Source organism: Sphingomonas sp. (genome assembly GCF_019746665.1).
GTDB lineage: Bacteria > Pseudomonadota > Alphaproteobacteria > Sphingomonadales > Sphingomonadaceae > Sphingomonas.
Genome location: NZ_JAIERS010000015.1, coordinates 20,754 through 45,987, shown reverse-complemented (window position 1 = coordinate 45,987; position 25,234 = coordinate 20,754). Strand labels below are relative to the sequence as shown.

The following is a 25,234-nucleotide window of genomic DNA, read 5'->3' as shown; positions in this document are numbered from 1 at the left end:
TTAAGCTCCAAACCGTGCCGGGGCATAGCGTTCGGCGTCGATCAGGTCGACCGGCGCGGGGAGCCCCGTGCGCATGAGTAGCGCGGCGGCGAGCATCGCGGCGGCGGGTGCGGTCTGGATGCCGAACCCGCCCTGCCCCACGCACCAGAAGAAGCCCGGCATGGTGGACGACCAGCCGAACACCGGCAGGCGATCGGGCGCGAAGGTGCGCAGCCCCGCCCAGCGCCGCTCGACCGCCGCCACGCGCCAATCGACCAGATGCTCGAACCGATCGATCGCGATGGCGACGTCGATCTCCTCGGGCGCGACATCCCCCGGCAAGTCGGGAATCTCGTCATGCGGGCTCAGCCACAGCCGGCCCTGCCCTTCCGGCTTGAAATAGAAGCTGCCGCCCAGGTGAGAGACGTGCGGCAGCCCCTCGGGCACCGCCGGTTCGGTCCGCAGTTGCACCATCGTCCGGCGATAGGGGCTGAGGCCGATCGGGGCGACCCCGGCGCGGGCGGCGACCACGTCCCCCCAGGCGCCCGATGCGTTAACCAGCGTTTCGGCGGTGACCGGACCGGCGCGGGTCTCGATCCGCCAGGCGCCGTCGCTCCGCTCGGCGGCGATCAGCTCGGCGCGGGTGAGCAATGTCGCGCCCGCCGCCCTGGCGTGCGCCAGGTAATGCGCGTGGAGCCCGGCGACATCGATATAGGCGCAGCTCGGCTCGGCGACCCCCACCACCCAATCGGCCCGCAAGCCGGGGAGCAACGCGGCGGGATCGACCGCCTCCAGCGAAACGCCGGTACCCGCGAACGCCGCCAGGAACGCATCGGCGGCGGCGCGGTCCGCCTCGCGCCCGACATGCAGCGAGCCGAGCGGCGCCAGGAAGCTCCCGTCGCGCAGATAATCGCCCGAGGCGGAGGTGAGCGGCTGCACCCCCGGCCCGCCATAGGTTTCGGACCAGAACGCCGCCGATCGCCCGGTGGCGTGATAGCCGGGCATATCCTCGGCCTCGATCAGCACCACCCGCGCCTGCGCGGCGAGTTCGGCGGCAAGGCTCGCCCCCGCCATGCCGGCGCCGATGATCGCGATATCGGCCTGGATCACGCCGCCGGCACCCGCTCGCTCAGGAAAGCGTCGATCTCCGCGACGGCGCGCGCGCGCGAGGGGTCCGCCTCGCGCAGAATTTCGTGCGCGGCTTCCTTGCCAAAAGTCAGCAGCCGCGCGTCGGGGAGCCGTTCGGCGATGCCGAGCGCGGCGCGTGGATCGACCAGCTGATCGGCGAGCGGCACGATCAGCAGCACCGGCACCGCCAGCTCGGGCAAACGCGGGTCGCGGCGCAGCTGGCGGGTGGAGGTGAAGGCTTGCGCCACCCAGCGCCAGCTCGGCGGGCCGAGCACGAGTTCGGGCTTGGCCGCCTGCCACCAGAGTTCGTCGGCATAGCGTTCCGGATCGAAGGTCAGCAGTTCCTGCCGGCTTTTCATCGTCGCCGGTTTTTCGTTGCCGCGCCACGCCGCGCGCGCCGGATCACCGAACCGCGCGATTTGGTGCGCGATCCGCTCGCCCCAGGTCCAGCCGAACGGGCTTTTGAGGCCCAGCATCGGCGCGGAAAGGACCAGCGCGTCGGGCGCCGCCGCCCCCTCCACCACGCCGCGCAGCACCAGATGGCCGCCCATCGAATGGCCCATCAGCACGCGCGGCCCCGTGGCCTCGGCCGACCAGGCGCGCCAGAAATCGCGCAGATCGGCGATATAATGGGCGAAATCGCCGATGTCGCCGACATGCGGATCGTTCGACGTGCGCCCGGAGCCGCCCTGCCCGCGCCAATCGAGGCTCGTCACGCTCCAGCCGGCAGCGTGCCAATGCGCGAAAAGCTCCAGATATTTCTCGAAAATATCGCCGCGCCCACCCTGCCACAGGATGCGCCCCCGCCCCGCCCCCGGCCAATCGAAACGGCGCATGGGCCAGCCATCGGCGGCGTGCCACTGGCTGATGCGGGCGGCGGCGGGAATCGCGCGGCGATAAAGGGAAGCGGAGGTCACGCGGCACTGGTTACGTTTTGGCAAGCCCTCTCGTCTAGCGGTTAACGCCATGAATGGCACCAGCCTCTCGTTAACGCTGCTCGCGCTGCTCGCTGTGCTGCTGGTGGCGTGCGCGATCGAGGACATGCGCCAGCGCACGATCGCCAACTGGAAGAACGCGGTGATCGCGCTGCTCGCGCCGCTGTGGTGGTGGAGCCAGGGCTGGGCATTGTGGCCCGATCTCGCGCTGCACCTGGGGGTCGCGGTCGGCGTGTTCGCGCTGTTCGTCGGCATCTTCGCGCTGGGGCAGATGGGTGGCGGCGACGTGAAGCTGATCGGCGCGATGGCGCTGTGGCTGCCGCCGGTGCCGCTGATGCAGCTGCTGATGCTGATGGCAATCGTCGGCGCGGCGATCACGATCGTCGCCGCGATCGAGCATCGCTGGCGCCGCCGCCCGGGGCGGACCGAGACGCCCTATGGGGTCGCGATCGCGGTCGCGGGCTTAATCATGCTTCGTGAACCGCTTTTTTACCAATTTACCGGATGAGTGAGCGTGGAGCCCTGGGGTTTGGGCCAGAGGGGGTAAGTTTCGCATGGATGTTCGCAAGATCATTTTGCTCATCGGGGCGCTCATCATCGCCGCGATTGCCGCCTTTGTCGCACGTACCTTCGTGTTCGGCCAGGCGGCGCCGACGGCGGCCGCCGTGCCCGCGGTCGTCGCCCCAACCGTGCCGAACGGCCCGGAAGTGTTGGTCGCGACCCGCGCGCTGCCCGTGGGCACCATCCTCGATCAGACCTCGGTCACGTTCAAGCCGTGGCCGAAGGAGCTGATCGACAAGGCCTATTTCCTGAAGGATCGGCCGGAATCGAACATCAAGAACCTGCTCGGTACCGTCGTGCGCAACGCGATCACCGCGGGCCAGCCGGTGACGCAGGGCGCGCTGGTGAAGCCCGGCGACCGCGGCTTCCTGGCCGCCGCGCTGGGGCCGGGGATGCGCGCGGTGACGGTGCCGCTGCAGGGCCAGTCGCAGCAGGTGGCCGGGTTCATCTTCCCGGGCGACCGGATCGACCTGATCCTCAACCAGCGCGTCGTGGGTGGCGGCGATGGTCCGCCGCTCAACGTGACCGAGACGGTGATGCGCAACTTGCGCGTCCTCGCGACCGATTCGCACACCGATCAGGCCCAGGACGACAAGGGCAACACCCTGGTGCGCCCCTATAACAGCGTGACCGTGGAAGCGACGCCCAAGCTCGCCGAGAAGATCGTCGCCATCCAAAATCTGGGCGGCTCGCTCTCGGTCGCGCTGCGCTCGATCGCCGACAATGCGAGCGAGCTCGAAGAAAGGATCGCCTCGGGCGCGCTCGACGTGCCCGAAGGGATGGATGCGAAGGCCGAACAGGCGATGATGAAGCGCGCCGCCGGCGAGCCCGTCGCCGCCAAGAGCAGCTATGTCACCGGCGCCGATGTCTCGCGCTTCCAGCGCGCGACGGTGCCCGGCAAGGTCGCCGATCAAGCCGCGGCGGGCGCCGTCGGCCCGGCGGGAGGCTATCCGGGCGCCTCGCGCGGACCCGTGGTTCGCGTCGCGCGCGGCAACAGTGTCAGCGAAGTTCCGGTGGGGGGGAAGAACTAATGGCTAATCCGACCAGCCTGCGGCGCGCGCTGGGCGCGACCGTCGCGGTGGCGCTGGTGACCGGCGCGCCGGCGCCGCTCGCCGCGCAAAAGGGGCGCCTGCGCGCCGCCGCGGCCCGCACCGCCGCCGCCCGCCAGGCGCGCATCGCGCCGCTGCCCGCGGGCGCTGAACGGCCGACCCGGGAAGTGCTGCTTTCGATCGGCGAGGGCGAGCTCATCACCCTGCCCGCGGCGGTCGCCGATGTCTGGGTGTCGGCGCCGAACATCGCCGATGTCTATGTCCGCGATCCGCGCCACATCAACCTGTTCGGTATCGCCCTTGGCGAAGCGACCGTGTTCGCGACCGACAAGAGCGGCCAGGTGATCTATTCGACGCGGGTGCGCGTCGCGCAGAACATCACCGCGCTCGATCAGATGCTGCGCGCGGCGCTGCCGGGGGCGAACATCACCGTCACCACCGCCGGCCAGCTCGCGGTGCTGAACGGCACCGTCGCCTCGCCCGACGATATCGCCCAAGCGCAAGCGCTGGTAGTCGCCGCGCTCAACCCGGGGGTCGATCCCAACGCCCCCGGCGCGCAGCTGAAATTCGCGGTGATCAACCGGCTGAAGACGGCGACGCCGCTGCAAGTCAACCTGCAGGTGAAATTCGCCGAGGTGAGCCGCAGCTTCGTCAAGAATATCGGCGTCAACCTGCAGAACCGCGACAACGGCAATGGCTTCACCTTCGGCCTGTCGCAAGGGCGCCCAGGCACCATCGGCACGGTTCCCGGCGTGCCCGGCCAGGTCGGCGCGCCGGTGGACACGAATGGCCGCGTGCCGGGGCAGAATTTCTTCAACTTCCCCAGCGCGGTCGCCAACGGCACCACGCTGGGCGCGGCCGGCCGCTTCCTGGGGATGGACTTCCTCAGCTCGCTCGATCTCGCCGAACGCAACGGCCAGGTGACGACGCTCGCCGAGCCCAACCTCACGGTGCTGTCGGGCGAAACCGGCAGCTTCCTGGCGGGCGGCGAAATTCCGATCCCGATCAGCCAGGGGCTGGGCGCGGTGTCGGTCGAATATAAGCAATATGGCATCAGCCTGTCCTACACGCCGACGGTGCTCGCCGATGGCCGGATCAGCCTGCGCGTGCGCCCGGAAGTGTCGCAGCTGACCGGCAATGGCGCGGTGCAGATCAACGGCACGACCATTCCCGCGCTTTCCACCCGCCGGGCGGAGACGACGCTGGAGCTTGGCTCGGGCCAGAGCTTCATGCTCGCGGGGCTGCTGCAGAACAACCACAACAACTCGATCGATCAGGCGCCGGGCCTGGGCGACATGCCGGTGCTCGGCGCGCTGTTCCGCTCCAATTCGTTCCAGCGCAACGAAACCGAGCTGGTGATCGTGATCACGCCCTATCTGGTGAAGCCGGTGAACGCCGGCGACATCGCGCTGCCGACCGATGGCTACAAGGCGCCGACCGATCTCGGCCGCGTGTTCCTGGGCGAACTCGGCAAGGGCACCAATGGCGGCACCCGGCCGAAACCGAGCATCGCCGTGCCCGAAGGCGCCGCCCCCTCGGTGGGCGCGCTCGGGACGCCGCCGGCTCCGACCCCTGCCCCGGCCCAGCCGGCACGGGCGGGGCGCGAGGAAAAGGCCCTGCCCGCCGATCCGCGTAAATCGTCCGGCGCCGCGCCGGGCTTCAGCCTGCAATGATCCGGAGAATGCGCCCGATGAAACTGCGTCCGCTGCTCGCCCTTGCCGTGCCGGCGCTGCTCGCCGCCTGCACAGGTACCCAGAATCGCGGGCTCGAATCGATCCATCAGCCGGTCGTCTCGCGCACCGATTACACGTTCGACGTGAACGCCGGCGCGAGTGGCCTCGCTCCCGGGGAGGCGCAGCGCCTCGCCGGCTGGTTCGCCTCGCTGCGGCTGAGCTATGGCGATCGCGTCTCGATCGACGAAGCGGCGACCAGCGGTACGCGCGCGCAGGTGGCGGCGATCATCGCGCCCTATGGCCTGATCCTGGGCGACGCCACGCCGATCACCCAGGCGGCGACGGCTCCCGGCACGGTTCGCGTCATCGTCACCCGCTCGGTCGCGCGGGTGCCGAACTGCCCTGATTTCAGCCGCGTCCAATATCCCGAGTTCGAGGGCAATACGAACTCGAACCATGGCTGCGCGATCAACACCAATCTGGCGGCGATGGTCGCCCGGCCCGAAGACCTCGTGCTCGGCCAGGCGGGCAGCCCCACGACCGATCCGGTCACCGGCGCGCGGGCGGTGCAGACGCTGCGCAGCGCCGTGCCCACCGGCAAGGGCAATCAGGTGAAGGCCGAAAGCGCGCGAGGGGGGAATTGAGATGAATGCACCTTGGCGTCCTACCACGCGTGAACCCTTTATCGGCTTCGTCTGCGACGAGGCGACCGCCGAGACGATCCGCACCATCGCGGGCGAGCTCGGCTGGGCACCCGAAAAGGTGAACAAGGGCGGGCTGCGCAACGCCGTGCAGTCGCTCTCCGTCTCGTCGAGCCCGCAGATCCTGTTCGTCGATCTGTCGGAAAGCGGCGACCCGCTCAACGACATCAACGCGCTCGCCGAGGTGTGCGAGCCCGGCACGGTGGTGATCGCCGCCGGGCAGATGAACGACGTGCGGCTGTACCGCGATCTGGTCGCGAGCGGCATCCAGGATTATCTGCTGAAGCCCCTGAGCCCCGATCTGCTGCGCGAGGCGTTCGCCACCGCGCAGGCGCTGCTCAACGCGCCCAAGCCGGTCGATGCCGGGGTCGAGCGCCCGCATTGCGGGATCGCCGTGATCGGCACGCGCGGCGGGGTCGGCGCATCGAGCGTCTCCGCGTCGCTCGCCTGGCTGCTGAGCGAGAAGCACTCGCGCACCACGGCGCTGCTCGATCTCGACGTGCATTTCGGCACCGCCGCGCTCGCGCTCGATCTCGAGCCTGGCCGCGGCCTGACCGACGCGATCGAGAATCCCAGCCGCATCGACGGGCTGTTCATCGAACGCGCGATGGTGCGCGCGACCGAACGGCTCGCGATCCTGTCAGCCGAGGCGCCGATCAACGCGCCGCTGATCAGCGACGGCTCGGCCTTCTATCAGTTGCAGGAGGAGATGCGCGCCGCGTTCGAATGCACGATCACCGATCTGCCGCGCGCGATGCTCGTCAATCACCCGCATCTGATGAGCGAGGTGCAGGTGGCGGTGGTGGTGACCGAGCTGACCCTCGCCGCCGCGCGCGACACCATCCGCGTCCTCGCCTGGCTGAAGCAGAACGCCCCGCAGGCGCAGCCTTTCGTGGTGGCGAACAAGGTCCATGCCAATGGCCTGGTCGAGATCAGCCGCAAGGATTTCGAGAATTCGATCGAGCGCAAGGCTGATCTGGTGATCCCGTTCGACCAGAAACTCGCCGCGCAGGCCGCCAAGGTCGGCAAACCCTTCGTCGAGGCGGGCAAGGGCAGCAAGACGATCGCGCCGCTCCCCGCCTTCGCCGCGCAGCTGCTGGCCGTGACCGACGGCGAGGACGCCGCGCCCGCCAAGGGCAAGGGCGGCAAGAAGGACAAGGGCGATGGCGGCAAATCGGGTGGATCGCTGCTGGGCGGGCTGATGTCGCGCAAGTCCAAGGACGCCTGACCACCATGATCCGCCAGCCGCGCACGAGGTACTGATGTCGCCGATGATGATCATCGCCGCGGTGGTGCTGGGGCTGCTCGTCATCGGCGGCGGCGTCCTGCTGATGATGCGTGGCGACAGTCCGGGCCGCGCGAAGACGCGGCGGCTGAAGGCGCTCACCCAGCGCCACGCCATGACCGCCGCCGCTTCGGTGGAAGCGCAGCTGCGCCGGATCAAGACCAATGAAGCCTCGCGGATCGACAAGGCGTTCTACAGTTTCCTGCCCAACCCGGCGAAGCTGCAGAAGCGCCTGTCGATGACCGGCGAGAGCTGGACCGTCGGCCAATATGGCTTGGTCGCCGCAGGCCTGTTCGCGTCGGTCACGGTGGTGATGCTCGTGCTCGGGCTGCCGCTGCTGCTCGCCGCGCTGATCGGGTTGTTCGTCGGTGGCGGCGTGCCGCACCTGGCGGTGGGGATGGCGATCAGCCGCCGGATCAAGAAGTTCACGGCGAAATTTCCCGATGCGATCGAACTGCTCGTGCGCGGCCTGCGCTCGGGCCTGCCGATCGCGGAGACGATGCAGGTGGTCGGCACCGAAGTGCCCGGCCCGGTCGGCGTCGAATTCCGCGCGATCACCGACAAGATGAAGATCGGCCGCACGATGGACGTGGCGCTGCAGGAAACCGCGGAGCGGCTGGGGACGCCCGAATTCCAGTTCTTCTGCATCACCATCGCGATCCAGCGCGAGACCGGCGGCAATCTGGCCGAAACGCTGTCCAACCTCGCCACAGTGCTGCGCGGCCGCGCGCAAATGAAGTTGAAGATCAAGGCGATGTCGTCGGAATCGAAGGCTTCGGCCTATATCGTCGGCTCGTTGCCGTTCATCGTCTTCAGCCTCGTCTGGATGGTGAACCGCGATTACCTGATGCACTTCTTCACCGATCCGCGACTGATGGTGGCGGGCGTTGGCGGCATGATCTGGATGGGTTTGGGGGGGTTCATCATGGCCAAGATGGTCAGTTTCGAGATTTAGCCGATGCTTGCGACCCTTGCCCTCGGCACCGCCGCCTCGCCCACTTTCATGGGGGCCGATGTCTATACGCTTGCGACGATGACGCTGGGCGCGTGCGCGCTCGCGGTCCCGTTCGGCTTCTATCTGCGGCGCTTGCTCCACGATCCGATGGAGCGCCGGCTGAAGGCGCTGAACGATCGCCGCGAGCAGCTGAAGGCCGGCATCACCGCCTCCACCTCCAAGCGCCGCGCCAGCCTGATCCGCCAGAACCAGACGACCGACGTCATCCGCGCGATGCTGCAGTCGATGAAGGTGCTGCAGGACGAGCAGGTTAAGACCGCGCAGCAGAAGCTGGTCCAGGCGGGCATCCGATCGAAGGAATATGGCGTCGCGGTGATCTTCGGCCGGCTGGTGCTGCCGATCGTGTTCGGCTGCCTGTCGCTATACGTAGTCTACGGCACCAGCATGTTCGCCGATTGGAGCCCGCTCAAGGCCTATGGCGTCGTCGCGGGCACCTTCATCCTTTCTTACAAGGCGCCCGACATCTATCTCGACAATCTCATCCAGAAGCGCAGCCACGCGATCCGCAAGGGGCTGCCCGACGCGCTCGACCTGCTGGTGATCTGCGCCGAGGCGGGCCTGACGGTGGACGCCGCCTTCGCCCGCGTCGCGCGTGAGCTGGGCAAGGCCTATCCCGAGCTGGGCGAGGAGTTCACGCTCACCTCGATCGAGCTGGGCTTCCTCACCGATCGTCGCCAGGCGTTCGAGAATCTGGCGGGGCGCGTGAAGCTCGACGCGGTGAAGGGCGTCGTGACGACGATGATCCAGACCGAGAAATACGGCACCCCCCTCGCCAGCGCGTTGCGCGTGTTGTCGGCCGAATTCCGCAACGAACGGATGATGCGCGCCGAAGAAAAGGCCGCGCGCCTGCCGGCGATCATGACGGTGCCGCTGATCCTGTTCATCTTGCCGACGCTGTTCGTCGTCATTCTGGGTCCGGCGGCCTGTTCGATCGCCGATGCGTTCAGTCATGGGAATTAAGCGGGAAAACGGCCCAAACGCGCGCTTGATTGCGGCAAGCGCGCGGATCACAACGAGTCGCATGGTTAGGCCCGGGTGAACGAGATGACGCTGTCACCGCTGCTGCTGTTCGCGATCGTCGCGGCCGCCTTTCTGGGCGGGCTGGCGGCGGGCTATGCCGCCAATCTCAGCGGTCGCGTCTGGCGCCGGCGGTTCATCGTCGAGCGCGACTATTACGCCGCCTATCGCGACCAGAGCGAGACGCTGCTCGCCGAAAAGCTTCGCCGCATCGCGCGACTGGAGGGTGAACTCGCCGCGGCGCGCGGTGACGCGGACGTGCCGCTCCCGGCGGCGGTGATCGCCCCGCCCCCGCCCGAGCCCCCCGCGCCCGAGCCCGCCATCGTGGTCGCGGCGGAGCCGGTCATGCAGGCCGAGCCGGTCGCTGTGCCGGCACCCGTTGTCGATCCAGACCCCGCGACCGAGCCGGTCGTCACCTTCATCCCTCCCGCCGCGCCGACCGACGCACCAGCGCCTGGCCTCGCCCCCTCGCCGCCGCTTACCCGGCTGCGCGGCATGACCCCGGCGCTCGCCGGCGATCTGGAGCGCCACGGCATCCGTACGCTGCGCGACATCGAGACGCTGAGCGGCGAGGACGAGATCGCGCTGGAGATCCGGCTCGAGCTGCCCGCCGGCTATATCGCGCGGCACCAGTGGCGGCTGCAGGCGGCGCTGCTCGACGACGCGGCGGCCGAGTGAGCTAAGCCGGGCGCGGGGCCGCGCGCGCGAGCGCCTGGAGCGCGACCCCGATGACCGCCGCCACCGCGACCGCCAGCCACGACGCGGGCTCGCTCATCGCCACCAACGCCGCGCAGACCACGCCGCCGAGCACCGCCAAGGTCGAAGCCCCCCGCCCCCGATCGATCCGGGGCAAGGCGGCGATGCACACCGCGTAGACGATCAGCCGCGAGGCGACCGTCATCATCGCAAGCACCGCGAAACCGCCGCTCAGCGCGAGCGTGACCAGCACCGCCATGGTGAACAATGTGCCGTTGGTCGGCACGCCGCGCGCGTCGATCCGGCCGAACCATGTCGGCAACTGCCCCATCGCCGACAGCGCGACGAGCCGGCGCGGCACCACCATCGCATTGGTCGTGGCGTTGCCGAGGATCGAGGCGACCGCGGCCACCACGATCAACACCGTGCCCCCCATGCCGACCAGGCGCGCGGCGAGCGTCGCGAGCGGCGCACCGTCTTTCACCGCCGGATCGAAGGCAAGCAGGCCATAGGCGCTGCACAGCCCGGCATAGAGCAGCCCGACGGCCGGGAACACCAGCAGCAACGCCCGGGGAAAATCGCGCCGCGGTGATCGCGCTTCGCCGGCGCTCGTCAGGGCGGATTCGAAACCGACCAATGCGAACGCGGCGAGGGATACCGCGCGGGGCAGCGACGGCTCGGCTGCCTGCGGCACCGCGCCCTGCGCCACCAGCGCGGCGGGCACCGCCAGCACGAGGAGCAGGATCAGCGGCGCGAGCTTGGCGAGCGAGGCGGCGCGCAGCACCGCATCGCCGCGCGCGACCGGAGCATAGGCGATCGCGCCGACGACTCCCAGCAACAGCAAGACGAGCAACGCATGGCCGAGCGGCCCGGCGAGCGGCGCGGGCAGCAGCCGGGCGACATAATCGGCGCACAAATTGCTGTTCGCCGCCGCCGAGGTCGCGCTGGACAGCGATTGCATCCAGCCGAGCTGGAACGCGGTCGACCGGCCAAAGGCGTCGCGCGCATAGCAGATCGGGCCGCCGGTCTCGTCATAAAGCGCGCTCAATCGCGCCATCAGCAGCACGATCGGCATCAGCGCGAGGCACACCGCGATCACGATGAGCGGCGCCATGCCACCCGCGAAGCGCGCCGCGCCGCCCGGCAGCGCGAAGATGCCGGCGCCGACGATGCCGTTGAACACCAGCGCCGCCAGTCCCCAAAATCCCACCGCGCGGACCATCGTGCCGGTGCTCGGTCGTGCCATGCCCTCTCCCCCTCGCGCGTGGAGGAAGGCTAACCGATCATGCCGGCGAAACAATCCCCGGTGGCGGCAGGCCAAGCCAGATGCGCGCGGCTGGCCAGCGGCGCAGCACCAGCCGCTCGACCAGCAGCACCGCGAGCAGCGACAGCCCGAACAGCGGCAGCAGCACCCCGAGCAGCACGAGCAGCACGCCAAACCCGCGCGCGAAACCCGGGCGCGGGCGTGGCGGTGGCGCGCCCAGCCGTCCCGCCGGTCGCCGCCGCAGCCACAGCACGACGCTGCTCACCGAAAGCAACATCAGCCCCAAGGCGGTCAGCAGGTTGAGCAGCTGGTTCGCCCAACCGAACGCCTGGCCCTCATGGATCGCCACCCCCCAGCCGACCAGCCGATCAACCAGCTTGCGGCCCGCGAAATCGCGGCGCCCGAGGATGCGGCCATCGGCGGTGAGCGTCAGATCGCTGCGCAGCGGGCGGTTGGCCGCATCCGACTTCGCCGTCCAGGGCTGGCCCGGCGCGGTGGGCGGCGCGATCAGCACCGGCGGCGCCAGGCGCTGCGCGGCGACGACCGGCACCAGCCGATCGAGCGGATGCTCGTCGCCGGGCGGGTGCGCCATCGTCATTCCCTGATGCTCGGCATGGTCGTTCATCATCGCGCGCGTCCCGGCATCGAAAGCCGCCCGTTCGGCGAGCATCGCGGCCTGGCCGCTTGACCAATCCTGCTTCGCCGGCCCTTCCGCGACGCTGCGCACGGCTTTCAGATACCCGCCCCAGCTCTTCGCCCAGGGCAGCCCGGAGAGCAGCAGGAACAGCGCCATCGCCGACACCCAAAAGCCGGTGACGGCATGAAGATCGCGCCACATCGCTCGCCGTCCGCGCCCCAGCCGGGGATAGACGACGCCCGCGAGCCCGCCCCCGTGCGGCCACCACAGCAGCAGCCCGCTCACCAGCATGATGATCGCCCAGCTCGCGGCGAGTTCGACCAGATACGATCCGGCGTCGCCGGCGAGCAGTTCGCCGTGCAAGCGGAAGACGATCCGCATCGGCCGGCTATCCTCATCGACACGCGCCAGGATCGCGAGGCTTTGCGGGTGGACATAGACGCGCGTCTCCGCTCGCCCGTGCCCGACAATGACCTGCGCGGCGTCACCTGGCGCCTCGGGCAGCTGATAGCGGTGGAACACCGCCCCCGGCACCGCCGCCACCGCCGCCGCCACCTGCACCGAGGGCGCGGCCGCTGGTCCGGTCCGGGCAAGCCCGCGATAAGGCGCGTCGAGCCATGCCTCCACCTGCGGCCGGAACAGATAGATGCCACCCGTGACCGACAGCCACAGCACGAACGGCACACAGAACAGGCCGGCGTAGAAATGCCAGCGCCACAAGGCGGGCCGCCGCGGCCAGGAACGTTCGCTCGCCATCAGAACCTCGTCTTCACGCCGCCGAACAGCGTTCGCGGCTGGCCGGCGTAGATGCTTCCCGTCACCCCGCGCAGCACGCTCGCCCCGTTCTGCGCGCCGGTCGCGCCCAGGCTGTTGGCGATCACCGACGCCGAACCGACATAAGTGGCGCCGAGCGCGTTCTGGACCGACAGATACAGGCTGAACCGCCCCCCACCCGCCGGCGGATCATAATGCAGGTTGAGGTTGAGCAGCGCGTAGCCGGGGATGCGCAGCTGGTTGCCATTGTCGATGAAATAGCCGCCGCGCCAGGTGACCTCGGCGAAGCCCCCCAGCCCTTGCCGGCGACCGCTCGGCTGGTCAAAGCCCGCGCGCAGGTTGAGGAAATGCGGGATGACGCCGGGAATGGCGTTGCCACCACGGGAAAACAGCAGCGATTGCTGGCCGTTGCTCAGCCTTTCGGAGAAATCGGTGTAGAATTGATCGGTATAGCCATAACTTAGGTCGACTTTCGTCCCCGGCAGCGCGGGCGGGCGCCAGCCGATCGCGAGGTCGATTCCGCGATGCACGGAGCGCGGCGCGTTGGCGGTATAGCTCAACAGATTGACCCCCGCCGACTGGGTGATCAGCTCGTTGCGGAACCATTCCTGATAGAGCGCGAGCGAGAAGCTGAGCGCGTGCATCGTCAGCTCCGCGCCAAGCTCGGCGCCGATATTGCTCTGCGCCTTCAGCGCCAGGTTGTTGCCGAACACCCCCTGCGGCGTGACGAACAAATTGCCCGACTGCGGAATGCCATAGCCGGTCGCGACCCGTGCGTGGAGGTTGATATCCTGGGTCGCCTGCCATGCCAGCGCCGCTTCGGGCGCGACGTTCCAGAAGCGCCGGTCAGCCGGGATCGCCTGGCTGCGCGGCGGCGCGCCGAGCGGATAGCTGAACACCGTCTGCGTCATCACGATCGTCGAGCGCTCGGCGCCGAGCCCGGCGATCAGGTGCAGGCGCGAGGTGATCGCCAGTTCCTGCCGCGCGCGCAGACCCCAGTTGCGCACATCGCCGGTAACGGTCTGTGCGAGCGCGCCCAGCCGCTCGCGGCCGCCCGGCGCCTTGGTAAAGGTGAAGCTCTGGTTATCGAGGATGTTGTAGAAGAAACCGACAAAGCTGGTCGAACTCAGGCCGAACAGGCGGCCGTGGCGGGTAAGTTCGCTCGTCAGGTTCAGGCTGTTGAGCGTGCCGCGGAACGGCGTCGCGTTGGTCGGCTGGAAGGCGTCGCGATTGTCGAGAGTGACTTGCGTGCGCCAGCTGAGTCCGGCGCTCAAGTCATGCTCATGGCGCAGCCCCAGGATCAGGCGGCGGTCGTCGCGGGCGAGATCGGCCTCGGCGGCGCTTTCGCTTACCCGCGCGCCATTGGTGCCATTGGCGAACACGGCGATGGCGCCGCATCCCGCCGCAGCGCGCGCCGCCACCTCACATCCCTGCTGATAGGGATTGGCGCGATACTGATCGAACGACAGACGGGTCGAAAGGCGGAACAGCCCCTGATTCGCGATGAACTTCACCGCCACGCGATCGCGGGCACCCAGATCGGCGGTGGCATAGGCGTTCAGGGTGAAGGTTCGGTAGTCGTTATGGGCGGTCGCGCCGTCCGCGCCGGCGAAACTGGCGAAAATCGCGGCGTCGTGACGCGGCCCGCTATCGCCGATTGTTGCATAAACGTTGCCGAAACCATCGGCCCCCAGGTCGCTGCCGAACACGCCCCCGTTCAACCCGCGCCGGGTGCGAAAATTGACCGCGCCGCCCAGCGCGTAATTGCCGTAGCGCGCCGAGGAAGGTCCGCGCAGCACCTCGATCGCGGCATAAGCATGCGGATCGGCGAGATCGAACCGGGCGAGACCATCGGGCTGGGTGACCGGAAAGTCATCCTCGAACACTTGGATATTGCGCGCGCCGAAGCTGTTGCGCGCGTTGGACCCGCGGATCGAGACGCCAACGTCGCGCGGGCCATTGCCCTGGATTACCGCGACGCCGGGGACGAGGCGGAGAAAGTCCGCCACATTGGTCGCGGGGGTGGTCCGCACCGCCGACTCGTCGATCCGGGTCGCGGCCTGGCCCTTGGTCACCTCGGTCGCGGGCAGTGCCCGGGCGATCACGGTTACTTCGTCGGCCAGGGCGGCGGGGCCATTGGCTGGTGCCGCATGGGCGGCACAGGGGAGCAACGCCGCGCCAAGCGCGGCACCGCTGATGAAGCGAGACATAACAATACCTTGGCGTAAGTTTCGCGCGGCGATGGCGCGCGCGGTATCGCTCGCGTTGGCGAGCGGCGGGAACGTCAGGCCAAGGCGGGAGGACCGCGCAGCGGCGGGCGCAGCGCCGCGCTCGCGGGGAGAGATGGGGCATCACGGCGACGCAGCACCGCGCCGAACGCCGCCAGGATCGCGAGGGCGAGCAGGAGCGGCGGCGGCCCGCCGAGCACCGGCGCGGCCAGCCCCGCAAACCCGCACGGCGCCAGCTTATGCGAGTCACCCGCGGGAGAGTCTTGGTGATCCTGCGGGCCACCCAGCGGCACGTCGATCGTCACGCCGGTCGCCGCGCCGCTGCACACCACCAACCGCAGGCCATGGTCGCCGAAGTGTGGCATCAGCCCGCCGGGCACCAGCGCGCGGATCAGCAGCGCGAACGCGATCAGCGTCGCCGCGGCGGCCCGATGTCGGCCACAAAATGCGCGCAAGCCCCTCATGTGGTTGGTCGCGCTAGCAGATGGCGGGGGCGCCGTCACCCCGGATGGTCGTCATCACCAATATCGCCACTTACCGCGCAATAATCATGGGCGCTGAGCTATTGGCAGGGTGCGGCCAAAAGCCATGGTAGATGTACGATCGAGGCGGTTTTGCGGAAGATACTTATTCTAGGCCAACAACTTAACTCGCTAATTCGTGGTTAACCCGCCGTAGAATCGACAGCTGGAACGATTTCGTGGTGGGCGGATAGTGACAGCGTTGCCAGCGGGGGTTGGTGGTAATGAACAAGCCTTATGTCGGTGCCCGGCTATGCCAGGTCGATCCCGACGGATCGATCGAACTGCCGCCGTTTCTTCTTCAATTGGCGAGCGAGCGATCGCCCAACTGGCTGCTGTTCGCGGGGCCGGATCCGGACGCGCCCTGTCTATGCCTGTTCGATGAGCGGGCCCTGGCCGAGCGGTTGGAGCAGGCCGGCGGAGCGCGGCGAGCGCAGCGCAATTTCGGCTTTTTCGAGCCTGCGCCGTTCTTTTCCAGCGGTCGGCTGCAACTGCCGGCGATCGCCCGGGCCGGCGGCTGGCTGGGCGCCGACGCGCTGTTGATCGGCGCCGGTGACCGGCTCGAAGTTTGGGACCCCGATATCGCCGCGACGCGCGGCTGCGGCACGGTGGCCGCGCTCGCGCAGCTCCACCGCCGGCTTTCTCTTCCGCAGGAGGACGATAATGACCCGTTACTCCCCTTGTCCGACGCCGTCATCCGCCCCTTCCCCGCGCCGGGCCGAGGCCCTCTCCGGGCCGCTCGTCGCCGTGCGGCACAGCATGTGGGGTCCCCGGCACGCGCAGCTTGAATGGCGCGGACGCACCGCGCCTGTGGCTTCGCTGCCGCTGTTCGTGCAGGCGGTCAGCGCGATGCTCTATTGGGCGATGATCGATCGCCGGCGCATCGCCGCGAAGCCGGCGAGCAAGGCGATCGCGCTACGTGCGGCGAGTGTGCGCCCGCGCCGGGCCAAACGGCCGTGAGCGTCGCACCCGGCTCAGGCCGCCGAGGCGCCCCGCGCGCTCGCCGCATCGAACTCGTCGATCGACAGCGCCTGGGTCAGTTGCACGCCGGCGCGGCCGTTGCGCGACCAGCGCACCTGCGCGCAGAGGCCGCCGAGCTCCCCGGTGCTGATCTCGATCCGTTGTCCCGGCAGCAACGGCAGCGCGGTCTCGATCATCATGCCACCGCGCGACACGTTACGGATCGTCGCCGCCCGGCTGATACCGTTGACAGCGATCGTCGCGACCCGGGCAACGCGGTAGCGCGGCGCGCGCGCCACCCGCTCGCTCTGCCCGCGCCCGTGCAGCACGTCGAGCGGCAGCCGGTTGAAGAACTCGATCCCGATCAGTGCGTCACGATGCCAGCGCACCCGGCCACCGATCCGGTGACCATTTTCGAACAGCAGCTCGATCGTGGCGCCGGGCGCGAGGGCGACTTCGGCCGCGCCCGATGCACCGAAGCCCGAAAGATTGTGCAGATCGAAGCGATGCACCACGCTGTTGGTGAGCAGCTGGATGCTGCGGCCCTCCTGCTCGTGCCGCTCTTCCCGGCGCGCGGGATGCTGCCCCATTGTTCTGAGCATGGGTTGGCGGGTCACCGATCGTCTCCTGCGCGCAGAACAAAGTCGTTGACTGTCAAGCGCTTAGTGCAACGTCAGCAATAGCGCGCGCCTGGTTTCGATGAGGTTACCGAACCGGGCGGGAAAGTCACCGCCGTAAATTTGCGGGGTATGGAGAACGGTCCGTTTCGCATGAAAACTATGCTATGTCCGGCTGACGGAAGCGGCCGCGGATGACGCCGGCCCTGGTGATGGAAGGCGGGCTCGGTGTGCTGGCGACGATAACGACAACCACATCCGATCTGGCTCGACTGTTTTTCGAGAATCACCCCGACCCGATGGGGATTTTCGACGTCGAAACCGATACGCTGATCGACGCGAACGCGGCTGCCACCCGCATCTATGGCTATAGCCTGGACGAACTGCGGGGGATGAGCGTCGAGCAATTACGCGTAACGCGCGAACGGGTGTTCAGCGAGCCGGGCTCGGGCGCGCAGCAAACCTTCTACGCCGTGCACCGCCGCAAGGACGGCAGCACGTTCGACGCGTTCGTCCGCACCTATGCCACCGAAGTCAACGATCGCGCCTGCGTGATCGCGGTGGTGCGCGACGTGACCGAGGACCGTCGGCAGGAGACCGAGACGCGCCGCCTCGCGCGGATCAACGAGATCGCGGGCAAGATGGCACGGCTCGGCGGGTGGACCGTCTCGCCCGAAGGAGACGTGACCTGGACGCCGGAGGCGGCCCGCATCTTCGGGTTCACCGCCGAAACGGCGCCGGATCTGGCACGGGGGTTCGAGCGGGTCGCGCCGCAACACCGCGAACGTATCCGCGAGGCGTTCCGCCGCTGTCTGGAACAGGGCATCGCCTTCGATACCGTGTGCCAGCTCGACACCGACGATCGCGGGCGGATCTGGGTTCATGTCATCGGTGAGGTGGAGCGCGATGCCGAGGGGCGCATCCGCCACTGCCTCGGCGCGACGCAGGACGTGACCGAGCTTTTCACCGCGCGCGAGGAAAGCGCGCGGCGCGGCGAGCAGCTGTTCGCGGTGATCAACAGCATCAACGATCCGTTCTGCATCCTCGACACCTCCGGCCGGCTCACCTTCTGCAACCAATCGGCGACCGATCTGATCGGCCGCCCGCCGGAACTGATGACCGGCCAGTATTTCTGGGATATCTGCCCCTTCCCCGACGAAAGCACATCGACCCACACGGCGCGCAACGCCGTGCGTGAGCGCTGCGCCGTCTCGGTCGAGCTGCATCTGCCGCATGTCCAGCGCTGGTACCGGTTCAACCTGTACCCGACCGGGCATGGGATGCTGCTGCATCTGCACGACATCACCGAGCAGCGCGAAAAAGAAGAGCAGATGCGCCTGCTGCAGACCGCGGTCGATCGCGCGAACGACTTCGTATTCATCCTAAGCCGTGACTTCGATGACGCGCAGGGCGGGCGGCGCATCCTCTATGCCAACCAAACCTATCTGAACGCGACCGGCTTCGCGGCGGAAGACGTTATCGGCCAGACACCGCTGGTGCTTTACGACAGCCGCAACGATCCCGCGCTGATCGAGCAGATCCAGGTGGCGGCGTCGCGCAACCAGGCGGTGCGCTGCGATCTGTGGATGCGCTGCAAGAACGGGCAGGAAATCCTGGTCGAAACCGATGCGTCGATCATCCGTGGCAATGAAGGCGAGGTGGCGAGTTGGCTCGTTATTCAACGCCCGGTGAGCGAACAGCGACGGGTGGAGGCGCAGTTGCGGCTCAATACCGAACGCCTGCGGCTGATCACCCGCGCCACCAGCGATGTGATCTGGGATTATGACATCCACCACGGCCGGATTTGGTGGAACGAAAATCTGCGCAACCTGCTGGGCTATGATCCCGCCACGTTCGATCCCAGCGTCGAGGGCTGGGAGAATCTGATCGTTCCCGAGGATCGCGAGCGGGTGCGGGCTAGCTTCGAGGGGGCGCTCGCGGGGCAGGAAACGGTGTGGCGCGCCGACTATCGACTGAAGCGCGCCGATGGCTCGATCGCGCATATCCTCGACCGGGGCTTCGTGCTGCGCGACGAGATGAGCCGGCCGATCCGCGCGATCGGATCAATGGTGGACGTGAGCGAACAGCGCGAGCTCGACGAGCAGCTGCGCCAGGCGCAGAAGCTTGAAGCGGTGGGCCAGCTGACGGGTGGGCTGGCGCATGATTTCAACAATCTGCTCACCGTCATCCTCGGCAATGCCGAGGCGATGGCGCAAATCGCGAGCGACGACCCCGATTTGCACGTCTTGGCCAAGATGACGATGAGCGCGGCCGAACGGGGCGCCGAACTCACCAACCGTCTGCTTGCCTTTGGCCGTCGCCAGGCGCTCGCGCCGCGCGATCTGGACAGCAACCAGCTGATGCAGGGCATGAGCGCGCTGCTGCGCCGTACGCTGCCGGAAACGGTGCAGATCGAGCTTCAGCCCGCCGCGCAGATTTGGCCGGCGCGCGCCGACCCCGGCCAGGTGGAGATCGCGCTGCTGAATCTGGCGCTCAACGCGCGCGACGCGATGCCCAGCGGCGGCACGCTGACGATCGGCACCGCCAACATCACCCAGGATAGCGCGATCGGCGAGCAGGCCGATGGCATCCCGCCCGGCCAATATGTCGCGATCTCGGTCACCGATACCGGCACCGGGATGAGCCGCGAGGTGCTGCAACGCGCTTTCGACCCGTTCTTCACCACCAAGGAAGTCGGCAAGGGCAGCGGCCTGGGACTGTCGATGGTCTATGGCTTCGCCCGCCAGTCGGGCGGAACGGTGACGATCGACACCACATTGGGCCGCGGCACCACGGTCACCATCTACCTGCCGCGCGCGCCGGGCCAGGTCGCGACCGCGCCGCGCGCGCGACCGGCGCCCGATATTCCCACGGGAACCGAGACCATATTGGTGGTGGAGGACGACGCGCTGGTGCGCAACCATGCCTGCGCGCTGCTTCGTGGGCTGGGCTATACCGTGCTCGCCGCGGCCGATGGACGCGAGGCGCTGCGGGTGCTGCAGAGTGACTCGCCGGTCGATCTGCTGTTCACCGATATCGTGATGCCGGGCGGGCTCGACGGCAGCGCGCTCGCAACGCTCGCGCAAGACCTACGGCGGGGGCTGAAGCTGTTGTTCACCACTGGCTATGCCGAGGATCGCTCGCTCGACGGCGGTGATCCGCGCCGTCCGGTGCGATTGGTGCAAAAGCCCTATCGTCGCGCCGAATTGGCGGCACAGGTGCGCGCGGCGCTCGATGCGGCGGCGCGGGTCGAGGCGTAACCTAATCGCGCGCGTTATTGCAGATTGAGCATGTTGCCCGCCTGCGCCATCAACAACGCGGCGCCGATATTGGGAACGTCGAGCTTTTTCAGAATGTTGGCCCGGTGCATCTCCACGGTGCGCACGCTGATGCCAAGATCATAGGCCACCGTCTTGCTCGGCCCGCCATGCGCGAGCGCGGCCAGCACCTCACGCTCGCGCAGCGACAAGCGCTCGAGCGCGACCAGCCGCTTGGCTCGGCGGCGGCGTTCGCGGGCGAGTTCGAGCGCGGCATCGGCGCGTTCCAACGCCTCGTGCAGCTCCGCCGCGCGATATGGCTTGCGAATGAAATCGAGCGCGCCGGCGCGCATCGCCGCCACCGCGTCGGGCACGTCGCCCGCGCCGGTGAGCAAAACGACCGGATGCCCGCATTCGGCCTCGTTCAGTCGGGTTTGCACTTGCAGCCCGCTCAAATCCGGCAAATGCAGATCGAGCAGCACGCAACCAAGCGGCAGATCATCCGCGACCGACAGGAAGGCGTTGGCGGTGGCGAAACCGGCCACCTCGTGCCCGGCGCGACGCAGCAGGATCGCGAGCGAGGTAAGCAATTCGGGTTCGTCGTCAACGATATAGACGTGCACGGCTTGTCTCCGGCGCCAGCTTTTACCAGGGATCGGCCAAAGAGGAACGCGGCCCACACTGCGCAATGCGGCCGATCGCCGCACCGCGTCTATTCACGATTTATCCAGCTTGACTCCCACGGAAGTCGTGTTTGTCCAATCTTCTTTCAAGATCGTAACGACCTAATTTTGCAAAGCGTTGCCCGCTTTGGGCAAGAGGGGCCATGGGCCGTGCCGCGCCCTTGATCAAGGTTAGGAATCGCCGGCTGAGTCACGTAAATATGCCGGCATCGATACCGCGTTCGCCGCCGCCTATTCGGTTGGCGATCAACGCGGCGGCGACCGAGCTCGCGAGCACCACGACCATGAAATCGATGTAATGCAGCGTCACCCAGCCCCCGGGCGCGAGCACGAATTGGAACAGGGCGTACAGCAGCACCCCCCAGATCACCCCCACCATCGCCGCCCGCCCCGACACCCCACGAAACACCAAGCCGACGATGAACGCCGACAGGATCGGCATCGAGGACAAACCGTTCAATTGCTGCAACAGGTTGATGATGCTGTTCGCTCCCGCGTAAACGGGCACCAGCACCAGCGCGATCGCCGTCACCACCAGCGTCGCCACTCCGGAAAGCCGCCATTGGTCGCGCACCTCGCCGACGATGCGCGGGTGGAAATCGACCGCGTAGAGCGCGACGGTCGCGTTCAGGATGGCGGCGGTGTGCGCGATCACTGCCGCCGCGATCATCGCCGCGAACGCGCCGGCGAGCCAGGCCGGCAGGATGCGCGCGACGAGCAGGCCGTACGCCTTGTCCCCCACCGGGCCGAGCAGCTTGTAGGCGACGACGCCCGGCAGCGTGACGATCACCGGGATGATCAGGATACGCACCACCGCCGCCGCCAGCACCCCCTTCTGCGCTTCCCGCACATTGGGCGCGATCATCGCCTTCTGGGTGATGTTCTGGTTGGTGGACCAATAGTAAATCTGGATGAACACCATGCCCGTGAACAGCGTGTGGAACGGGATCGGCGAGTTGGCGTCGCCGATGAAGGTGAGCCGCTCCGCGGGAACCCCGCTCAAGTCCCAGCCGATCGCCGACAGTGCGAGCAGCACGATCAGCAGCGCGACGCCAAGCACGCCAAAGCCCGAATAAGTGTCCATCACCGCGACCGCGCGCAGCCCGCCGAGGATCGTATAGGCGGCACTCACCGCCGCCAGGAACGCCGCGAGCGCGATCAGCGGGATGCCGCCGCCAAACAGCGCGTTCAGGAACAGCGCCCCGCTGTAGAGCCCGGCGGGGACATAGATCAGCACATTGCCGAACAGGAACAGCGCGGAGATCAGCAACCGCACCTCCGCCGTTTCGCCCGCGTAGCGGCGTTCGAGCAACTGGGTGACGGTGGTGCAGCCGTTGCGATAGTAAATGGGCACGAACACGAAGGCGAGGATCAGCAACCCGAAAAAGCCCGAAATCTCCCACCAGGCGAGCAGCAACATCTGGTTGCCGTTCATGCCGACCAGCTGATCGGTCGAGAGATTGGTGAGCGTGATCGCACCCGCGACGTACAGCCAGCTGAGCCCGCCACCGGCGAGATAGACGTCGCGCTCCGATCCGTCGTGGCGGGTGGTGCGCACCTTGGCCCAGGTGGCGAGCGCGATCAGCGCGAGTATCCCCAGCGCGACCGCGATCTGAACGCCGTTCATCTCCACTCCCCTGTTTTTCAAAGAGCATAGAAGGTGCTTTCGCGCGCGCAAGCCGGCAGGCTATGCCGGCCGCCAAGGGAGATCGTAATGCGTCTGGGCTGCTGCTATTACCCCGAACATTGGCCCGAGGCTTGGTGGGCCGAGGATGCGCGGCGGATGGCCGCGCTCGGGCTCAGCCGGGTCCGCATCGGCGAATTCGCCTGGAGCCGGATCGAGCCCGAACCGGGTCGGTTCGACTGGGGCTGGCTCGATCGCGCGATCGCGACGCTGGCGGCCGAGGGCCTTGGCATCATCCTCGGCACGCCGACCGCGACCCCGCCCAAATGGCTGGTCGATCAAATGCCCGACATGATCGCGCTCGACGCCCAGGGTCGCCCGCGCCGTTTCGGCTCGCGGCGCCATTATTGCTTCTCGCACCCCGGCTACCGCGCCGAGGCCGAGCGCATCACCCGCGCGCTGGCCGAACGGTACGGCGATCATCCCGCCATCGTCGCGTGGCAGACCGACAATGAATATGGCTGCCACGATACCGCGATCAGCCATTCGCCAGCCGCCGCCGAGGGGTTCCGGGCGTGGCTCGGCGCGCGCTATGGCGATGTCGCGGCGCTCAACGCCGCCTGGGGCACCGTCTTCTGGTCGATGGAATATCGCGACTTCGCCGAGATCGACCCGCCCAACCTCACCGTCACCGAGCCGCACCCGGCGCATGTGATGGACTGGCGGCGCTTTTCCTCCGATCAGGTGCGCGCCTTCAACGCGGCGCAAGTCGCGATCCTGCGCGCGGACTCGCCGGGGCGCGACATCGTCCATAACTTCATGGGCTTCTTCACCCAGTTCGATCACCATGACGTCAGCGCCGATCTCGATGTAGCGACGTGGGACAGCTATCCGATCGGCTTCCTCGACAGCTTCTGGTTCAGCCGCGAGGATAAGCTGCGTTACGCCCGGCAAGGCCATCCGGACATCGCCGCCTTCCACCATGATCTCTATCGCGGCGCCGGGCGCGGGCGCTGGTGGGTGATGGAGCAGCAGCCGGGGCCGGTGAACTGGTCCGCGCACAACCCCGCCCCGCTTCCCGGCATGGTGCGGCTGTGGACGCTGGAGGCCGCGGCGCATGGTGCCGAGCTGACCAGCTATTTCCGCTGGCGCCAGGCGCCGTTCGGGCAGGAGGCGCATCACGCCGGGCTGCTCCGCCCCGACAGCGCCGAGGATCAGGGCGCGATCGAGGCGCGCGCCGCCGCGCACGATCTGGCGGCGCTGGGGGAGGTCGGCACGCCGCAAGCCCCGGTCGCGCTGCTGTTCAGCTATCCCGCGAGTTGGGCGATCGAGACCCAGCCCCAGGGCAAGAGCTTCCGCTATCTGCAGCTCGCCCACGAATGGTACACGGCGTTGCGCCGGCTGGGCTTGGACGTCGACATCGTGCCGCCCGAGGCCGATCTGGCGGCCTACCGGATGATCGTCGCGCCCAGCCTGCCGATGCTCGACACAGCGACGGCGGACAGGATCGCGGCGCTCGGCGTCCCCGTGCTGTTCGGCCCGCGCACCGGCAGCCGCACCGAAAGCTTCCAGACCCCGCCCGAGCTGCCGCCCGGCCCGCTCCAGGAGCATTTGCCGCTAAAAGTCGTGCGCGTCGAAAGCCTGCGCGAGGGCTTGGCCGAGCACGGCGACGGCTTCGCGGTGACCCGCTGGCTCGAGCATGTCGAGAGCGACCTGGCCCCCGAGGAAGAGCTCGCCGACGGACGCGGTATCGTGTTCGGCTCGGGGCAACTGCGCTACCTCGGCGCCTGGCCCGACGCTGCCTTGCTCGACCGGCTGATGCGACGCATGGCGCTGGAGGCCGACCTAAAGCTCACCCCCCTGCCCGCCGACCTTCGCGTGCGCCGCACCGATCGCTGGTGCTTCGCGTTTAACTATGGCCCCGAAGCGGTGCCGCTCACCCCGTTGGAGTTCGGCGCGCCCATGATCGGCGCCGACCCGCTCCCGCCCGCCGGTGTCGCGGCGTGGCCGATACGGGGGCGCAATGGTTGAAAAGACCGGCGCCAGACCAACGCGCACAACGACGCCATGTTCGCTCAGCCCACCCACTTCACCGCCGGCACCACAGGTCGCTGGCAGATCACCTCGATCGAGCCGATCATCGGCGGCACCCTGCCCCCGGCCGAACGGCTCGCGGTCGGCCCGCCGGGGCGCGGCGCCTGGCAATTGAGCGGCATCGCCAGCAATCTGCGCTACACCACCGCCGACGAACGCGACGCGCTGCAGCCGGTCTCCGCCCCGCTCGACCGGCGGGAGGCGCTTCACGGCGTGCTGATTCCGATCAGCAAGAGCAGCGCCTGGTGGGCACTGGCGCAGGACGAGCGCCGCGCGATCTACGCGCGCAGCGGCCATTTCTCGATCGGGCACGAGTATCTGCCGGAGGTCGCCCGAAAACTCTATCATTGCCGGGACTTGGGCGGCGAGTTCGATTTCCTGACCTGGTTCGAGTTCGCCCCCGAGCATGAGGGCGCCTTCGATAAACTACTTAAAAGGTTGCGCGAGACCGAGGAATGGCGCCATGTCGCGCGCGAAGTGGAAGTGCGCCTGGTCCGGTTGCCGGATGCGGAGGCGCCGAAGCCAGGGGAATGAGT

22 protein-coding genes are annotated in these 25,234 nt (G+C 68.2%); 13 read left to right on the top strand and 9 right to left on the bottom strand.

Features of this window, described 5'->3' with window-relative positions; genetic code table 11:
- Together K2X73_RS10625 and K2X73_RS10620 are read right to left on the bottom strand one after the other, a co-directional pair.
- On the bottom strand, window positions 1–1,086 hold the full coding sequence (locus tag K2X73_RS10625) for an FAD-dependent oxidoreductase (RefSeq protein WP_294110778.1): 1,086 nt from the start codon (window positions 1,084–1,086) through the stop codon (window positions 1–3).
- Window positions 1,086–2,024: an alpha/beta hydrolase gene (locus tag K2X73_RS10620; RefSeq protein ID WP_294110683.1), complete on the bottom strand. Its 939-nt coding sequence runs from the start codon at window positions 2,022–2,024 to the stop codon at window positions 1,086–1,088. The genes K2X73_RS10625 and K2X73_RS10620 overlap by 1 nt, the downstream gene beginning before the upstream one ends.
- Window positions 2,025–2,073: 49 nt before the next feature.
- Here K2X73_RS10620 and K2X73_RS10615 point away from each other — a divergent pair, with 49 nt between their 5' ends.
- The 8 genes from K2X73_RS10615 to K2X73_RS10580 all read left to right on the top strand — a co-directional run bounded on the left by K2X73_RS10615 (window position 2,074) and on the right by K2X73_RS10580 (window position 10,021).
- Window positions 2,074–2,550 (top strand): prepilin peptidase, encoded by a 477-nt coding sequence (locus K2X73_RS10615; protein ID WP_294110682.1) that lies wholly within the window; start codon window positions 2,074–2,076, stop codon window positions 2,548–2,550.
- Between the two features lie 46 nt (window positions 2,551–2,596).
- Window positions 2,597–3,634 carry a Flp pilus assembly protein CpaB gene (gene cpaB, locus K2X73_RS10610; protein ID WP_294110681.1) on the top strand — a complete coding sequence of 346 codons (1,038 nt, stop codon included), beginning with the start codon at window positions 2,597–2,599 and terminating at the stop codon, window positions 3,632–3,634.
- Window positions 3,634–5,325, top strand: coding sequence for a type II and III secretion system protein family protein (locus K2X73_RS10605; protein ID WP_294110679.1), 1,692 nt, complete (start codon window positions 3,634–3,636; stop codon window positions 5,323–5,325). Before cpaB ends, K2X73_RS10605 begins: the two co-directional genes overlap by 1 nt.
- Window positions 5,326–5,342: 17 nt before the next feature.
- Complete coding sequence (locus K2X73_RS10600; protein ID WP_294110677.1) at window positions 5,343–5,969, top strand: CpaD family pilus assembly lipoprotein; 627 nt, start codon at window positions 5,343–5,345, stop codon at window positions 5,967–5,969.
- 1 nt (window position 5,970) lies between these two features.
- A complete protein-coding gene (locus K2X73_RS10595; RefSeq protein WP_294110675.1) occupies window positions 5,971–7,254 on the top strand; it encodes a pilus assembly protein CpaE in 1,284 nt (427 codons plus the stop codon).
- A 34-nt stretch (window positions 7,255–7,288) separates the two neighbouring features.
- Window positions 7,289–8,266 (top strand): type II secretion system F family protein, encoded by a 978-nt coding sequence (locus K2X73_RS10590; RefSeq protein WP_294110673.1) that lies wholly within the window; start codon window positions 7,289–7,291, stop codon window positions 8,264–8,266.
- 3 nt (window positions 8,267–8,269) lie between these two features.
- A complete protein-coding gene (locus K2X73_RS10585; RefSeq protein WP_294110671.1) occupies window positions 8,270–9,286 on the top strand; it encodes a type II secretion system F family protein in 1,017 nt (338 codons plus the stop codon).
- 84 nt (window positions 9,287–9,370) lie between these two features.
- On the top strand, window positions 9,371–10,021 hold the full coding sequence (locus K2X73_RS10580; RefSeq protein ID WP_294110669.1) for a hypothetical protein: 651 nt from the start codon (window positions 9,371–9,373) through the stop codon (window positions 10,019–10,021).
- Window position 10,022: 1 nt separating this feature from the next.
- Here K2X73_RS10580 and K2X73_RS10575 read toward each other — a convergent pair whose 3' ends face one another.
- The 4 genes from K2X73_RS10575 to K2X73_RS10560 form a co-directional block, all read right to left on the bottom strand.
- On the bottom strand, window positions 10,023–11,285 hold the full coding sequence (locus tag K2X73_RS10575) for an APC family permease (RefSeq protein WP_294110666.1): 1,263 nt from the start codon (window positions 11,283–11,285) through the stop codon (window positions 10,023–10,025).
- A 37-nt stretch (window positions 11,286–11,322) separates the two neighbouring features.
- Window positions 11,323–12,696 (bottom strand): PepSY domain-containing protein, encoded by a 1,374-nt coding sequence (locus tag K2X73_RS10570; RefSeq protein ID WP_294110664.1) that lies wholly within the window; start codon window positions 12,694–12,696, stop codon window positions 11,323–11,325.
- Window positions 12,696–14,924, bottom strand: a complete 2,229-nt coding sequence (locus tag K2X73_RS10565) for a TonB-dependent receptor (RefSeq protein WP_294110662.1) — start codon at window positions 14,922–14,924, stop codon at window positions 12,696–12,698. The genes K2X73_RS10570 and K2X73_RS10565 overlap by 1 nt, the downstream gene beginning before the upstream one ends.
- A gap of 74 nt (window positions 14,925–14,998) precedes the next feature.
- Window positions 14,999–15,406, bottom strand: a complete 408-nt coding sequence (locus tag K2X73_RS10560; protein ID WP_294110661.1) for a DUF2946 family protein — start codon at window positions 15,404–15,406, stop codon at window positions 14,999–15,001.
- Between the two features lie 281 nt (window positions 15,407–15,687).
- Between K2X73_RS10560 and K2X73_RS10555 the strand changes: the two genes are divergently transcribed.
- Window positions 15,688–16,251 carry a hypothetical protein gene (locus K2X73_RS10555; RefSeq protein ID WP_294110659.1) on the top strand — a complete coding sequence of 188 codons (564 nt, stop codon included), beginning with the start codon at window positions 15,688–15,690 and terminating at the stop codon, window positions 16,249–16,251.
- Between the two features lie 22 nt (window positions 16,252–16,273).
- Entirely contained in the window at window positions 16,274–16,423 is a 150-nt protein-coding gene (locus K2X73_RS10550; protein WP_294110658.1) for a hypothetical protein, read from the top strand.
- Window positions 16,424–16,437: 14 nt separating this feature from the next.
- Here the strand turns inward: K2X73_RS10550 and K2X73_RS10545 are convergent, their stop codons facing one another.
- A complete protein-coding gene (locus K2X73_RS10545; RefSeq protein WP_294110656.1) occupies window positions 16,438–17,040 on the bottom strand; it encodes a PilZ domain-containing protein in 603 nt (200 codons plus the stop codon).
- Window positions 17,041–17,234: 194 nt separating this feature from the next.
- Here K2X73_RS10545 and K2X73_RS10540 point away from each other — a divergent pair, with 194 nt between their 5' ends.
- A complete protein-coding gene (locus K2X73_RS10540) occupies window positions 17,235–20,300 on the top strand; it encodes a PAS domain S-box protein (protein WP_294110654.1) in 3,066 nt (1,021 codons plus the stop codon).
- Window positions 20,301–20,314: 14 nt separating this feature from the next.
- Here K2X73_RS10540 and K2X73_RS10535 read toward each other — a convergent pair whose 3' ends face one another.
- Together K2X73_RS10535 and K2X73_RS10530 are read right to left on the bottom strand one after the other, a co-directional pair.
- Window positions 20,315–20,920 (bottom strand): response regulator, encoded by a 606-nt coding sequence (locus K2X73_RS10535; RefSeq protein WP_294110652.1) that lies wholly within the window; start codon window positions 20,918–20,920, stop codon window positions 20,315–20,317.
- Between the two features lie 250 nt (window positions 20,921–21,170).
- Entirely contained in the window at window positions 21,171–22,607 is a 1,437-nt protein-coding gene (locus K2X73_RS10530; protein ID WP_294110650.1) for an SLC5 family protein, read from the bottom strand.
- 87 nt (window positions 22,608–22,694) lie between these two features.
- On the opposite strand from K2X73_RS10530, the gene K2X73_RS10525 reads away from it, so the two are divergent.
- Together K2X73_RS10525 and K2X73_RS10520 are read left to right on the top strand one after the other, a co-directional pair.
- Window positions 22,695–24,635 carry a beta-galactosidase gene (locus tag K2X73_RS10525; protein ID WP_294110648.1) on the top strand — a complete coding sequence of 647 codons (1,941 nt, stop codon included), beginning with the start codon at window positions 22,695–22,697 and terminating at the stop codon, window positions 24,633–24,635.
- A gap of 36 nt (window positions 24,636–24,671) precedes the next feature.
- The gene (locus K2X73_RS10520; protein WP_294110647.1) at window positions 24,672–25,232 is read left to right on the top strand and encodes a chlorite dismutase family protein; all 561 of its coding nucleotides are present in this window, start codon (window positions 24,672–24,674) and stop codon (window positions 25,230–25,232) included.
- Window positions 25,233–25,234: the final 2 nt, after the last annotated feature.

Bases quoted from the DNA above. Each gene is read 5' to 3' on its own strand.
- K2X73_RS10560 (WP_294110661.1), bottom strand. From the start codon at position 15,406: ATGAGGGGCTTGCGCGCATTTTGTGGCCGACATCGGGCCGCCGCGGCG.
- K2X73_RS10585 (WP_294110671.1), top strand. From the start codon at position 8,270: ATGCTTGCGACCCTTGCCCTCGGCACCGCCGCCTCGCCCACTTTCATG.
- K2X73_RS10530 (WP_294110650.1), bottom strand. From the start codon at position 22,607: ATGAACGGCGTTCAGATCGCGGTCGCGCTGGGGATACTCGCGCTGATC.
- K2X73_RS10600 (WP_294110677.1), top strand. From the start codon at position 5,343: ATGAAACTGCGTCCGCTGCTCGCCCTTGCCGTGCCGGCGCTGCTCGCC.
- K2X73_RS10615 (WP_294110682.1), top strand. From the start codon at position 2,074: ATGAATGGCACCAGCCTCTCGTTAACGCTGCTCGCGCTGCTCGCTGTG.
- K2X73_RS10540 (WP_294110654.1), top strand. From the start codon at position 17,235: ATGACGCCGGCCCTGGTGATGGAAGGCGGGCTCGGTGTGCTGGCGACG.
- K2X73_RS10520 (WP_294110647.1), top strand. From the start codon at position 24,672: ATGTTCGCTCAGCCCACCCACTTCACCGCCGGCACCACAGGTCGCTGG.
- K2X73_RS10570 (WP_294110664.1), bottom strand. From the start codon at position 12,696: ATGGCGAGCGAACGTTCCTGGCCGCGGCGGCCCGCCTTGTGGCGCTGG.
- K2X73_RS10575 (WP_294110666.1), bottom strand. From the start codon at position 11,285: ATGGCACGACCGAGCACCGGCACGATGGTCCGCGCGGTGGGATTTTGG.
- K2X73_RS10565 (WP_294110662.1), bottom strand. From the start codon at position 14,924: ATGTCTCGCTTCATCAGCGGTGCCGCGCTTGGCGCGGCGTTGCTCCCC.
- K2X73_RS10525 (WP_294110648.1), top strand. From the start codon at position 22,695: ATGCGTCTGGGCTGCTGCTATTACCCCGAACATTGGCCCGAGGCTTGG.
- K2X73_RS10580 (WP_294110669.1), top strand. From the start codon at position 9,371: ATGACGCTGTCACCGCTGCTGCTGTTCGCGATCGTCGCGGCCGCCTTT.
- K2X73_RS10595 (WP_294110675.1), top strand. From the start codon at position 5,971: ATGAATGCACCTTGGCGTCCTACCACGCGTGAACCCTTTATCGGCTTC.
- K2X73_RS10555 (WP_294110659.1), top strand. From the start codon at position 15,688: ATGAACAAGCCTTATGTCGGTGCCCGGCTATGCCAGGTCGATCCCGAC.
- K2X73_RS10605 (WP_294110679.1), top strand. From the start codon at position 3,634: ATGGCTAATCCGACCAGCCTGCGGCGCGCGCTGGGCGCGACCGTCGCG.
- cpaB (WP_294110681.1), top strand. From the start codon at position 2,597: ATGGATGTTCGCAAGATCATTTTGCTCATCGGGGCGCTCATCATCGCC.
- K2X73_RS10590 (WP_294110673.1), top strand. From the start codon at position 7,289: ATGTCGCCGATGATGATCATCGCCGCGGTGGTGCTGGGGCTGCTCGTC.